Raw genomic sequence first — 12,483 nt, forward strand, 5'->3', positions numbered from 1 at the left:
TACTTTTTATGGAGTGTTGTCCGAGTGGCTTAAGGAGCATGATTGGAAATCATGTATACGGGCTTATACCTGTATCGAGGGTTCAAATCCCTCACACTCCGTAATGGATTAAGAAAACCGTCTTAGAAGATTCTAAGGCGGTTTTTGTTTTACTTACCTTAATATAATAAAGCTAATCCTTTATAATGGTTCTAAAAGGAGCGAAGTTCACATGAAGTTAAAGAAAACAATTTTATTAATTACAACTTTATTAGTACTGGTTTTAACTCTAACTGCATGTTCTACCAAAAGAGAGGCAAATACTAACAATCATAAAGTTGATATCGTGACATCAACCAATATCTACGCAAATATTGCTAAGAATGTGGTAGGTAAACATGGGGAGGTACAGGCCATTATCAAAAATGGAGATACGGATCCTCACGATTTTGAGCCTACTACTAATTCAGCTAAAGAAGTTGCTAATGCAAATATCGTAATTTCTAATGGCTTAGGCTATGATGATTGGATGACAAAATTAGCTGATTCGAATGATATTCATATGACCAAGGTGGGCGAAGAGCTTATGGGATTAAAGCAGGGCGATAATCCTCATATCTGGTATAACTTAGATATGCCTAAAAAATACGTAAATTACATTGTCAAACGTTCTAGCAAGATTGATCCTAAACATGCATCATATTTTAGAAAAAATGGTCAAACCTATTTAAATAAAATTCAGAGTATAAAGCAGCTTGCTGCAAAAATTGATGCAAAGCATGCTAAGCCTGTATATGTTAGTGAACCAGTATTTGACTATGCACTTGAACGCTGTCACTTTAAGATTGGTAATCCTGCCTTTGAAGAAGCAGTAGAGAATGAAACTGATCCTAGTGCGCAAGTCGTTCACAATATGCAGGAGTCAATTAAGCATAAGAAGATTTCTTTCTTCGTGAATAACGTCCAGGCTTCAAGTAGCACAGTCAATGGTATGGTTAAATTAGCTAATCAAAATCAAATACCTGTATTGAAGGTAAGAGAAACTATGCCTAATGGCACAAACTATTATCATTGGATGAAAAACAATTATCAAAATTTATTTGATATTTTTTCAAAATAACCCTTGCATATTATCAAGTTATCAGGTAATATAATAAACGTTGTGATTGAGATGTCACTTAGGTAACTAAGATTTAAAAAGTTGAAAAAAGTTCTTGACTTTTGAAACTTAATTAGTTATTATAATAAAGTGCTCTTGATTAAGAGATATGACCCGTTGGTCAAGTGGTTAAGACACGGCCCTTTCACGGCCGTAACATGGGTTCAAATCCCGTACGGGTCACTTATGGAGGATTAGCTCAGCTGGGAGAGCATCTGCCTTACAAGCAGGAGGTCACAGGTTCGAGCCCTGTATCCTCCATCGTTCGGGACTACCGCAGAGGCGGTAGTCTTTTTTTTATGCAAAAGAGCGAACGAAAGTAATAATTTTATCGGTTCAAGTCCTGAGAGGATTCATTAGTTGATAACTAGTGAAGATGCCTTGTAACCGAATAGCCAATGTCTATATAGGGGGACTAATATGGAAAGACGTTTGTTTACTTCAGAATCAGTTTCTGAAGGACATCCAGACAAGGTTGCTGACCAAATTTCAGATGCAATTTTGGATGTGATGCTTAAGAAAGATCCTAATTCACACGTAGCATGTGAAACGATCGTAACTACAGGTATGGTTTTTGTCTTTGGTGAAATTTCAACTAATGCATATGTTGATATCCAAGACGTCGTACGTAAAACCATTTTAAGAATAGGTTATGACCGTCCAGAATTAGGTTTCGATGGCAATAACTGTGCCGTAATGGTTGATATTGATGAACAATCACCTGATATTGCTGGTGGTGTTGATCACTCACTTGAAACTAGAGAAAACAAGTCCGATAACGACGAGTTAGATCAAATCGGTGCAGGTGACCAAGGTTTGATGTTTGGTTTTGCTATTAAAGAAACACCTGAACTTATGCCATTACCAATTTCACTTGCTCACCGTTTGATGAGACGTGTAGCTGCACTTAGAAAAGATCATACTTTGGACTGGCTTCGTCCAGATGCTAAAGCTCAAGTTACTGTAGAATATGATGAAAATAATAATCCACTTCGTGTGGACACAGTAGTTATTTCTACTCAAACTGATGCAGAAGTTTCAAACGAAGAAATTCGTCGTGCAATGATTGACTTAGTAATCAAAGAAGTTATTCCTACTAAATACTTGGATGAAGATACTAAGTTCTTAATTAACCCATCTGGCCGTTTCGTTATTGGTGGTCCAAAGGGTGACTCAGGTTTAACTGGTCGTAAGATTATCGTTGATACTTACGGTGGTTACGCTCGTCACGGTGGTGGTGCCTTCTCAGGTAAGGATCCTACAAAGGTTGACCGTAGTGCCAGTTATGCTGCACGTTATGTTGCCAAAAACATCGTAGCTGCTGGTCTTGCATATCGTTGTGAAGTTCAACTTGCTTACGCCATCGGTGTGGCTCACCCAGTATCAATCATGATCGATACTGCCGGCACAGGTAAGGTTGACGATGAACTTTTAACTGAAGCAGTTCGCAACGTATTTGATCTTCGTCCAGCCGGCATTATTAAGATGCTTAACTTGCGTCGTCCTATCTACGAACAAACTGCTGCATATGGTCACTTTGGCAGAACAGATGTCGATTTACCATGGGAAAAGACCGATAAGACTCAAGATTTGCTTGATTATATTAAAGATCATCAATAAAAATATTCGAGGAGTAAATAATAAATGAAAAAAACAAACGTGCCTGTAGTCACGCTTGCGATTTTTATGACAACGTTTATGACCGCTATTGAAGGAACGATCGTTTCTACTGCAATGCCTACAATAGTTTCAGACCTTGATGGGCTAGAAATTATGAACTGGGTTGTATCGATCTTTCTGCTGATGACGGCTGTTTCGACTCCTTTATACGGAAAATTGGCGGATAGCATTGGGCGGAAGCCAGTTTTTTTGTTTGGAATTGCACTTTTTGTCATTGGATCGTCTTTGTGTGGCTTAGCGCAAAACATGGTTGAACTGATATTATTTAGAGTAATTCAGGGACTAGGTTCAGGAGCAGTTCAGCCAGTCGCAATCACTATTATCGCTGACCTTTATACTTTGCAAAAACGCGCTAAAATGTTAGGACTTAACTCGGGCTTCTGGGGAGTGGCTTCAGTTATTGCTCCGCTTTTAGGTGGATTTATTGTGCAACATCTATCTTGGCACTGGGTCTTTTATATTAATGTGCCAATTGGAATTATTGCGTTTTTATTAGTACTTATATATTTAAGAGAACCTAAGCATAAATCGAGTTCAAAATTGGACTTGCAAGGTACAGTCTGGTTAGTATTGTTGCTTCTATCTTTAATGTTCTTCTTGCAAGATTTAGGTAGCAGCACGAATATGTTAGTTATGGCCGCTCTAGCCGTTTTGATTGTAGTATCTGTAATTCTATTCTTTAGGGCAGAAAAGCGCGCAGCAGATCCAATAATGCCGCTCTCGATGCTAAAAGATAAAGAGTTCTTTGCACTAAACATAATCACATTACTTATCTCAGGTGTAGTTATCGGCTTTGAATTCTATATTCCAACTTGGATGCAGGGAATTAATGGTACTAATGCTTCACTGGCCGGTTTTGCCGTAACGCCAAGTTCATTGATGTGGATTGTTGGTTCATTCTTGATTGGCGGAATGCTAGGTCGTTGGGGTATCAAAAAGACGTATGATTACATGCTAGGAATTTTAGTAGCTGCGGATTTAGTCTTGATTCTAGTACCAATTTATACTCCATTTTGGGTATTTTGCATCGTTGCTGCATTCAACGGAACTGCCTTTGGTGCGATTACGACGGCTTCACAGGTAAGGTCGCAAGTGTTAGTTCCAAAGGACGATATTGGTGTAGCTACGTCGTTTAATACCTTGATGAAATATTTGGGACAAACAATGATGGTCTCCATTTACGGTATTGCTTTTAATGCGATGGTAGCTAAAGGTCTAACAAAACATCCAGGGCTAACACAGGAAATGATGAACAAGATTGTTTCCGCAGAAAACGCCAAGACTTTAGCAAGCAATGTTGTACCACAATTGCGTCAAATACTTTTAGGTGGTTTGAAAGCAGTCTATGTTGTTTCAATGATTGTTATCATAATTTCAATTTTGTTAAACCAGACATATAAAGACCGTAAAATTATAAATAAATAAAATAAAGTCAGATATCACAAAGATATCTGGCTTTTTTGCTTGAAAATAGAATAACAAACTAGCTCATTTAAAATTTTAAAATAAAATATATATTTTTATAAAAGTACTCTTTTTTATTGACAGCCTTAAAACTAGTCTTTTTTCTTTAGCTCTTTTTGAAAGAAACTGGATAACAAACGCATAATGTTATAATTAAAAAGCAAAGCTAACACTAAAATAAGATAACATTATTGAAAGCGCATTAATAGCCGGCTTGAAAGTAAAAAGAAGAGGCTGTACACTTAAGTTGAACAAAATAATTAATGTTATTTTAGGCAGAGACGTATGTAATAGGAAATGATGGAGGCGCTAAAAATGAATATTGTTAGTTTAGCGAGATTTCAATTTGCTATGACAACGATCTTTCACTTTTTCTTCGTACCATTTTCAATTGGTACGGTGTTCGTTGTAGCAATTATGGAATCTATGTATGTTCATACTGGCAAGCCTGAATATAAGAAAATGACAAAGTTCTGGGGAAATGTATTTCTTTTGAGCTTTGCAGTGGGAGTTGTAACAGGTATTATTCAGGAATTCCAATTTGGGATGAACTGGTCCGACTATTCAAGATTTATGGGTGATATCTTCGGTGCACCACTTGCATTTGAAGCATTACTTTCATTCTTCATCGAATCAACCTTTATTGGACTATGGATGTTTACCTGGGACAAAGTTAAGAAAGGCTTACATTTATTCTTTATTTGGATGATTGTCTTTGGGACGATCACATCTGCAGTTTGGATTTTAACTGCTAACTCATTTATGCAACATCCAACCGGATTTGCCATTAGAAATGGTCGTGCCGAAATGGTTAACTTCGGTGCTCTTTTGACCAATAAACAATTAATGTTTGAATTCGGTCATGTAATCACTGGCGCAATTTTGACAGGTGCCACAATTATTACTGGATTAGCAGCTTTCCAACTTTTGAAGAAACGGACATTGTCTGATATTAATAAAGCAATTTATCATAAGACAATTCGCATTGGTTTAACATTGATGCTTATTTTCTCCATTGGCTCAATTGGCATGGGGGATGTCCAAATGCAATACTTGGTTCATGAACAACCAATGAAGTTTGCAGCAACAGAAGCTTTATATAAGACAACTGGTGAAAAAGCTCCATGGACGATGATTGGTTTTGCTAATACTAAGACTCATGAAGTTAAAGGTAAAATCGAAATTCCAGATATGTTGAGTATTCTTTCATACCACAGTACTACTGGTTCTGTTAAAGGGATGGAAGAAGTCAATAAAGAAATGGAAAAGAAGTATGGTACTCATATTGATGGCCATAAGATGAACTATTATGTTCCAGTTAACACTTTATTCTGGAGCTTCCGCTTTATGGCAGGATTTGGTGCATTGATGGCTCTTGTTTCAATTGTGGGCTTAATTTTGACTCGTAAGAAGAAGCAAACTCTTTATGAGCATCGTTGGTGCCTATGGGTATTAGCTTTAATGACCTTTACACCATTTATTGCTAATACTTGTGGTTGGTTAATTACTGAACTTGGTCGTGCTCCTTGGACAGTTTATGGACTATTTACCATTGCTCAAAGTGTTTCACCAAATGTTTCAGTTGCTTCACTACTTACATCGAATATTGTTTACTTCTGTTTGTTTACCGGCTTAGCTATTATTTTAATTAGCTTAATTGTTCGCTTCTTACACAATGATCCTGAAGAATTGGCTATGCAGGGCCAAACTAGTGATAAGGAAACAGATCCATTTGCAAAGGGGGCCTTTTAAATGTCATTCTTGCAAATCCTATGGTTCATATTAATTGGAGTTTTATTCAGTGGTTTCTTCTTTCTTGATGGCTTTGACTACGGAGTCGGAATGGCCGCTAAGACTTTAGGTCATAATGAGAAAGAAAGAAGTCAAATTATTGCTACGATTGGCCCGGTTTGGGATGCAAACGAGGTTTGGCTAATTACGGCAGGTGGTGCGATGTTTGCATCATTCCCATATTGGTATGCTTCATTGTTCTCAGGCTATTACCTGATCTTGCTTATTATCCTTGTAGGTTTAATTATTCGTGGTGTTTCTTTTGAGTTTCGTGCCAAGAGCCCTGAGCCACGTAAACCATTTTGGGATAACGCAATGGCCATTGGTAGTTTTATTGCACCTTTCTTTTTAGGCGTGATGTTTATTTCGATGATTAAAGGGATGCCACTTGATGCTCACGGCGATATGACCGCGCACTTCTTTGACTACTTTAACTGGTTCTCAATTGTCGGCGGTATTGCTTTAACTTTGTTAACATATTTGCATGGTTTGAACTATATTGCTTTAAAGACTAAAGGCGTAATAAGTGATCGTGCACAAAACTACTCTAAAGCTCTTTACTGGGTGCTTTATGTTGGTGAAGTTATCTTTGCACTACTTTTGTTGTTCCAAACTGACTTCTTGCAAGTACACCCAATTTTGACCTTGCTTTGCTTGGTTTTGATCGTGGGCTTTTCAGTAGCAGGTCATGTAGCTAACTTTGTTAACAAACAAGGCTGGGCATTCTTCTTTAGTGGCTTGACCTTGGTGTCATTAGTTGCTTTGATTTTCTGTGGATTATTCCCAAGAGTCATGATTTCATCAATCAGTAGTAAATATGATTTGATGATTCAAAGCGCATCATCATCTAATTACACATTAATTGTGATGACGATTGCTACAATAATTTTAATTCCATGTATTTTGGCTTACACAATTTGGTCATACTGGATTTTCCGCAAGAGAATTGAAATGCCTGCAATAGGAGAAGGATATTAATATGATTGATCAACACCTTTTTAAACTTGATGGTGCTGGTGCAATTGTTAGAAGGCTTGCAGTGCTTGAAGTTCTGCAAGCCTTTTTGATTATTGGTCAAGCTCTATCATTAAGTATGGTTCTGACTATTCTCTGGCAGGGAAAAAAGCTGAACTGGCTGTACTTACTGCTATTTGCGCTTTGTTTTACTGGTCGGCAGTTAAATGATTGGTTTCAGGATAAAATGCTGGGCCATTATTCCAACCAGGAATCAGAAAAGCTGCGGCAGAAGTTATTAAGCAAAGTTTTTAATGAAGGTCAGGCCTTAGTCCAAAAGCAGGGAACAGGCAGTTTAATTACTATGGCGCTAGATGGAATTGATGAAGTTCGCAATTACATTAAACTGATCTATAACAAAGTTTTAACGATGATGATCGTGCCAGTTTTGCTTTTTATTGCAATGCTCTTCGTCAATTGGCAATGTGCGCTGATCTTATTAATCATGTACCCACTAATCGTACTATTTATGATTATTCTGGGACATGCGGCACAAGATAAGGCGATTAAACAATTTGGTAATTTCCAGATATTGTCTAATAACTTTATTGATTCATTGCGCGGAATTGATACATTGAAATACTTGGGCTTGAGCAAGCGCTATTCCACCAGTATTTTTCATTTAAGCGAAAACTTTAGACGTAAAACTATGGCTGTTTTGCGTGTCGCAATGTTATCGACGTTTGCACTAGATTTTTTTACTACTTTATCGATTGCTGTGATTGCCGTTTATCTTGGATTTAATTTGTTAAATGGTAAGATTACGCTTTTCCCAGCTTTAGCGATTTTGATTTTGGCGCCGGAATATTTTTTGCCGATTCGTAATTTTGCCGGTGATTTTCACGCAACCTTGAATGGAAAAAATGCTTTTCATCGGATCAATGAATTGATCAAGCACCAAAAGAGCCGGTAGAAGAATTGCAATTAAGTCAATGGAGTCAAGACGACCAACTAACAATTAAAGATATGAATTTTAAATATGAAAAAGGCAGTAAGATAGGTCCTGTTTCGTTAAATATTCATGGCTATGAAAAAGTTGGCGTAATCGGAATGAGTGGCTCGGGCAAGTCAACTTTGATTAATTTGCTTAGTGGCTTTTTAACTCCAAAAAATGGCGAAATTACAATTCAGAAACAAGATGCGAAAACATTAAACATACCTGACTGGCACAAACAATTGATTTATATTCCACAGAATCCCTATGTTTTCACTGCAAGTTTGCGTGATAATGTTGCCTTTTATACTCCGGGGGCTTCTGATAATGAAATTAGGCAAGCAATTCATGTAGTTGGTTTGGATGATTTGGTAAAGGAACTACCAGATGGTTTAGATACGATTATCGGTCAAGGCAAGCGTGTCTTATCTGGAGGACAAGCACAAAGAATTGCTTTGGCCCGCGCCTTTCTAGATCAACAACGTAAAGTCATGATCTTCGATGAGCCTACAGCCCATCTGGATATTGAAACTGAAGTTGACTTGAAGAAAAAAATGTTGCCACTAATGAAAGATCATCTAGTGATTTTCGCTACGCATAGGCTGCACTGGATGAAAGAGATGGATTATATTTTGGTAATGGATCATGGCAAATTGGTGGAACAAGGAACCTTTGACGAACTGGAAAAGAAAAATGGCTACTTTGTCAAATTGATAGAAAAGATGAGAGGCGATCATGATGAACAATAAAATTCCAATTATTAAAGCGTTAAAACATGATCGCTGGGTAAAACCATTTTTGTACCGTTACAAAAAGACATTAATTTTAGCTATTTTCTTAGGAATTTTAACTTTTGTCTGTGGTGCAGGATTGATGTTTTGTGCAGGCTTTTTAATTAGTAAATCTGCCACACGTCCAGAAAATATTTTGTTAGTGTATGTACCAATAGTTTTAACAAGAGCGTTTGGAATTGCTAGACCAGCGATTCAGTATTTTGAAAGAATTGTCAGTCATAACTGGGTTTTGCGGATGACGTCTAAATTTAGACAAAAGATGTATGATGCCTTGGAAAAAGACGCGGCATTATTTAACAGTAAATATCAGCTGGGGGATGTATTAGGATTGCTTTCAGATGATATTAGTCACATTCAAAATCTTTACTTACGGTCAATCTTTCCGATGTTCGTGGCCTGGGGACTTTACGCCATTATTGTCATCAGTTTAGGCATTTTATCACCGCTGATGGGATTGTGGATGCTAGTTACCTTCGGTTTAATGATTTTTACAATTCCTATTTGGTCAATTGTGGTTAATGGAGCACGGCAAGATTATGAAAAAGCTGCACAAGACAAGCTCTACGTTGACCTGACTGACAATGTCATGGGTGTAACCGATTGGATGCTTGCTGGCAGAAGTCAGGAATTCTTACAGTTGCACGTTGATAGTCGAGAAAAATTATTGGACGTTCACCAAAGGATGAAGAAGTTTGAACGCTTCCGCAATTTCTTGATGCAGATGCTCTTTTTGCTGATAGTTATTAGCTTAATTATCTGGGGTGCAGCTAAATTTGGTGGTCAGCAGAGTCCATTAACTAACTGGATTGCAGCCTTTGTTTTGGCGGCCTTTCCACTCAATGAAGCTTTGGCCGGTTTACCAACGGCAGCACAGGAAACAAATGTTTATCAAAAGTCATTAGTTAGATTGAATAACCTGCCTGATCCTGATCAAAAGGTAAAAGAAAAGGCGCTGTCAATTGCAGCACCATATAATTTAACTATTCAGAATATTCACTATACTTATCCACATACTAAGAAAGAAATCTTACGTGGTATTAATTTAGATATTCATGCTGGTGAAAAGATTGCGATCTTGGGTAAAAGCGGAGCAGGCAAGAGTACTTTGGCTGCCTTATTAAGAGGTGATCGAAAGCCAACTGAAGGACAAATTGATTTGAATGGTATCGATGTTACAAAGTTTGGCGATCAAATGCCGAAATACTTTAGCGTCATTAATCAGAAGCCATATTTGTTCAACACGACAATTGCTAATAACCTACGCTTAGGTAATAAAGAGGCAAGTGATGATCAACTCTGGGATGTACTTGACCGAGTAGGTTTGAAAAAGACGATCGAGGCTTTACCTGAAAAGCTGGAGACGCAAGTAGAAGAAGCGGGATTGCGCTTTTCAGGTGGTGAGCGGCACCGCTTATCTTTAGCTCGTATTCTTTTGAAAAATACGCCTATCGTTTTGCTAGATGAACCAACCGTAGGTCTAGATCCAATTACAGAGCAAGCTGTCATTGAAACTTTTATGAAGCAACTGAATGGTAAAACTTTGATTTGGATAACTCACCATTTGCAAGGTATTGAAAAAATGAATCAGGTTATTTTTATCGAAGACGGTCAAATTGCCATGCAGGGTACGCCAGAACAATTGTGGCAAAATCCACGTTATCGTGAATTGAAAAAAGCCGATCAAGGACTTTGATCGACTAAAAGCTGCGTGTTAACAGCGTGCTAGGTAATTTCTTAAGTAATAAAACAGCAGGATTAGGTTTAAAAATGGCTAAGTTATCAATTGCCTTTTGCGCATATTGACGGGCTAACTTGTGACTATCGTCAATAACAGTGCTGTCTAACAGAATACTTTGTACTTTTTGCATATCTGCTAAAGTCATTTGGCGTTTCTTGTTAAGTAAAGGTAGCAGCTTATCTCTTAGTGCAGGTTGGTTTAATGCAAGCAAAAGTGGCAGAGAATAGACTCCAGTGGCTAAATCCTCTAGCGTTGGTTTGTTTAACTGCTTGCCACCGCTGTAATCAAGAATGTCATCGACAATTTGAAAGGCAATGCCTAAGTTTTCACCAAATTGTGCTAGAGCATTGCTTTGATCGATATTGCCACCAGCAAAATGGGCACCTTCTTCAGCGGCTAAACGGAAGAGAGCGGCGGTTTTACCTTTGATATCACTAAGATAGTCATCTAGTGTCTGTTTTAGATTAAAACGTTCAGCCATCTGACCTAATTCCCCGTTTAAAATCTTGCGCATCGTTTGCGCATTGCGAACGAGATATTCATTTTCATCAATGGCGTTAAGCATCAAGTCGAAGAAGTCGGTAAAGAGTAAATCGCCAGTATAAACTGCTACATCTTTACCAAAAGCAGCTTGAATGCTTACGTTGCCACGACGTTCGTCGGAGTCATCAATGATATCATCATGAATCAAAGTGGCCATGTGTAAAATTTCGATGGATGAAGCTAACTTGATAGTTTGCTTGTTAGCTTTGCCCACTGCATGAGCTGCAAGCAAAAGCAGACTAGGTCGTAAATATTTGCCACCGTTATCTGCCATTTGCAATAAAGCAGTTTGCAAGCTCTTGTGTGGTGTCTTGATGGTCTTCTGAATGAATTGGTTGACCTCTTCAAGCTCACTGGCGATCAGAGGATATTTTTTCCATGGTTTAGAATTATTCATTGATGAGGTTCCTTAACTAAATAAAACTATAATTATTATAAATAATTAGACATCTTTGAGAGGAAGTGTCTTGATGTCAATAAGTACATTTTTAGAATTGGTAGAAATCAAGGCGAAACCGGCTAGCGTGATGCCGTTCTCGCTGGGATTATGTTTCAGTGTATATTATTATCATTCCATTAACTGGGGCGTATCAATTGTCTTCTTCATTGCCATGTTTATGTTCAATATGGTAGTAGATATGTTGGATAATTATAATGACTATTATCACGCAGATAGTAAATCTTACCAACAAAAAACTAACATTATTGGTCGAGAAAATATCGATCCTAAGTTAGTCAGAAATCTGATTATCAGCATGACACTAATTTCAGCTGCTATCGGAATTTGGCTAGCTTCACAAACTGGTTGGGCAGTTCTATGGATGGGTCTCTTCTGTTACTTTATTGGTTTTGGTTATTCATCTGGTCCACACCCGATTTCAAGCTTGCCCTTAGGTGAGTTAGCTTCAGGCTTTACTATGGGCTTTATGATCGTACTGCTGAGCGTTTATCTGAATGCTTATCAGGTCTTTGCTTGGAACTGGCTTAGTGTTGGCCAAGTCTTCTTGTTGGCTCTAGCTGACGAGTTATGGATTTCTAATTTAATGCTAGCCAACAACATCTGTGATGCGCAAGAAGATGAAGACAATCATCGTAAGACAATCGTACACTTCATTGGTAAAAAAGCCGCATTGACTGCTTACAGTGTGAAAAATGTCTTGGCGTTTTTAGTCATCATTGTTTTACCATTTTTGAAAATTGCACCAGCCACTGTCTGGTTAACAGTTTTAATTGTACCGTTTGTTTATAAGCAAAACAAATTGCTGTTACAAAAACAGGTAAAAACTGAAACGTTTATTTGTGCAGTCAAAACGCTATTAGTAGGTGCTTTAACTTATTCAATTACTTACATCATTGGCGTTTTGCTTTAGCTAGAAATCGAGGATTA

8 protein-coding genes, 3 tRNA genes, 1 pseudogene and 1 riboswitch are annotated in these 12,483 nt (G+C 37.8%); of the genes and pseudogenes, 11 read left to right on the top strand and 1 reads right to left on the bottom strand.

The window, feature by feature from the left end; translation table 11 throughout:
* The first annotated feature begins 10 nt into the window (after window positions 1-10).
* From JCM1039_RS07520 to cydC, 10 genes and pseudogenes are all read left to right on the top strand, one after another.
* A tRNA-Ser gene (locus JCM1039_RS07520) sits at window positions 11-101 on the top strand.
* A 110-nt stretch (window positions 102-211) separates the two neighbouring features.
* A complete protein-coding gene (locus JCM1039_RS07525; protein ID WP_025015287.1) occupies window positions 212-1,099 on the top strand; it encodes a metal ABC transporter solute-binding protein, Zn/Mn family in 888 nt (295 codons plus the stop codon).
* 150 nt (window positions 1,100-1,249) lie between these two features.
* Window positions 1,250-1,321, top strand: a tRNA-Glu gene (locus tag JCM1039_RS07530).
* A gap of 5 nt (window positions 1,322-1,326) precedes the next feature.
* Window positions 1,327-1,399: transfer RNA gene (locus tag JCM1039_RS07535), tRNA-Val, on the top strand.
* Between the two features lie 68 nt (window positions 1,400-1,467).
* Window positions 1,468-1,561: riboswitch (SMK box riboswitch) on the top strand.
* On the top strand, window positions 1,559-2,758 hold the full coding sequence (metK, locus tag JCM1039_RS07540; RefSeq protein ID WP_025015288.1) for a methionine adenosyltransferase: 1,200 nt from the start codon (window positions 1,559-1,561) through the stop codon (window positions 2,756-2,758). Its footprint overlaps the riboswitch before it by 3 nt.
* Window positions 2,759-2,782: 24 nt before the next feature.
* Window positions 2,783-4,243, top strand: coding sequence for an MDR family MFS transporter (locus JCM1039_RS07545; protein WP_025015289.1), 1,461 nt, complete (start codon window positions 2,783-2,785; stop codon window positions 4,241-4,243).
* A gap of 354 nt (window positions 4,244-4,597) precedes the next feature.
* Window positions 4,598-6,034 (top strand): cytochrome ubiquinol oxidase subunit I, encoded by a 1,437-nt coding sequence (locus JCM1039_RS07550; RefSeq protein WP_025015290.1) that lies wholly within the window; start codon window positions 4,598-4,600, stop codon window positions 6,032-6,034.
* Window positions 6,035-7,051, top strand: a complete 1,017-nt coding sequence (cydB, locus tag JCM1039_RS07555) for a cytochrome d ubiquinol oxidase subunit II (protein WP_025015291.1) — start codon at window positions 6,035-6,037, stop codon at window positions 7,049-7,051.
* A 1-nt stretch (window position 7,052) separates the two neighbouring features.
* A pseudogene (gene cydD, locus JCM1039_RS11180) lies at window positions 7,053-8,770 on the top strand (thiol reductant ABC exporter subunit CydD).
* Window positions 8,760-10,508 carry a thiol reductant ABC exporter subunit CydC gene (gene cydC / locus JCM1039_RS07565; protein ID WP_025015292.1) on the top strand — a complete coding sequence of 583 codons (1,749 nt, stop codon included), beginning with the start codon at window positions 8,760-8,762 and terminating at the stop codon, window positions 10,506-10,508. The pseudogene cydD and the gene cydC overlap by 11 nt, the downstream one beginning before the upstream one ends.
* Window positions 10,509-10,512: 4 nt before the next feature.
* On the opposite strand, the gene JCM1039_RS07570 is transcribed toward cydC, so the two are convergent.
* Window positions 10,513-11,493 (bottom strand): polyprenyl synthetase family protein, encoded by a 981-nt coding sequence (locus JCM1039_RS07570; RefSeq protein ID WP_025015293.1) that lies wholly within the window; start codon window positions 11,491-11,493, stop codon window positions 10,513-10,515.
* 73 nt (window positions 11,494-11,566) lie between these two features.
* Between JCM1039_RS07570 and JCM1039_RS07575 the strand changes: the two genes are divergently transcribed.
* Entirely contained in the window at window positions 11,567-12,466 is a 900-nt protein-coding gene (locus tag JCM1039_RS07575) for a prenyltransferase (RefSeq protein ID WP_025015294.1), read from the top strand.
* Window positions 12,467-12,483: the final 17 nt, after the last annotated feature.

Source organism: Lactobacillus kitasatonis DSM 16761 = JCM 1039, assembly GCF_000615285.1.
Lineage (GTDB): Bacteria > Bacillota > Bacilli > Lactobacillales > Lactobacillaceae > Lactobacillus > Lactobacillus kitasatonis.

What these genes read in the sequence shown, in the direction of transcription:
- cydB (WP_025015291.1), top strand. Translation starts at nt 6,035, where the DNA reads ATGTCATTCTTGCAAATCCTATGGTTCATATTAATTGGAGTTTTATTC.
- metK (WP_025015288.1), top strand. Translation starts at nt 1,559, where the DNA reads ATGGAAAGACGTTTGTTTACTTCAGAATCAGTTTCTGAAGGACATCCA.
- JCM1039_RS07550 (WP_025015290.1), top strand. Translation starts at nt 4,598, where the DNA reads ATGAATATTGTTAGTTTAGCGAGATTTCAATTTGCTATGACAACGATC.
- JCM1039_RS07575 (WP_025015294.1), top strand. Translation starts at nt 11,567, where the DNA reads ATGTCAATAAGTACATTTTTAGAATTGGTAGAAATCAAGGCGAAACCG.
- JCM1039_RS07525 (WP_025015287.1), top strand. Translation starts at nt 212, where the DNA reads ATGAAGTTAAAGAAAACAATTTTATTAATTACAACTTTATTAGTACTG.
- cydC (WP_025015292.1), top strand. Translation starts at nt 8,760, where the DNA reads ATGAACAATAAAATTCCAATTATTAAAGCGTTAAAACATGATCGCTGG.
- JCM1039_RS07545 (WP_025015289.1), top strand. Translation starts at nt 2,783, where the DNA reads ATGAAAAAAACAAACGTGCCTGTAGTCACGCTTGCGATTTTTATGACA.
- JCM1039_RS07570 (WP_025015293.1), bottom strand. Translation starts at nt 11,493, where the DNA reads ATGAATAATTCTAAACCATGGAAAAAATATCCTCTGATCGCCAGTGAG.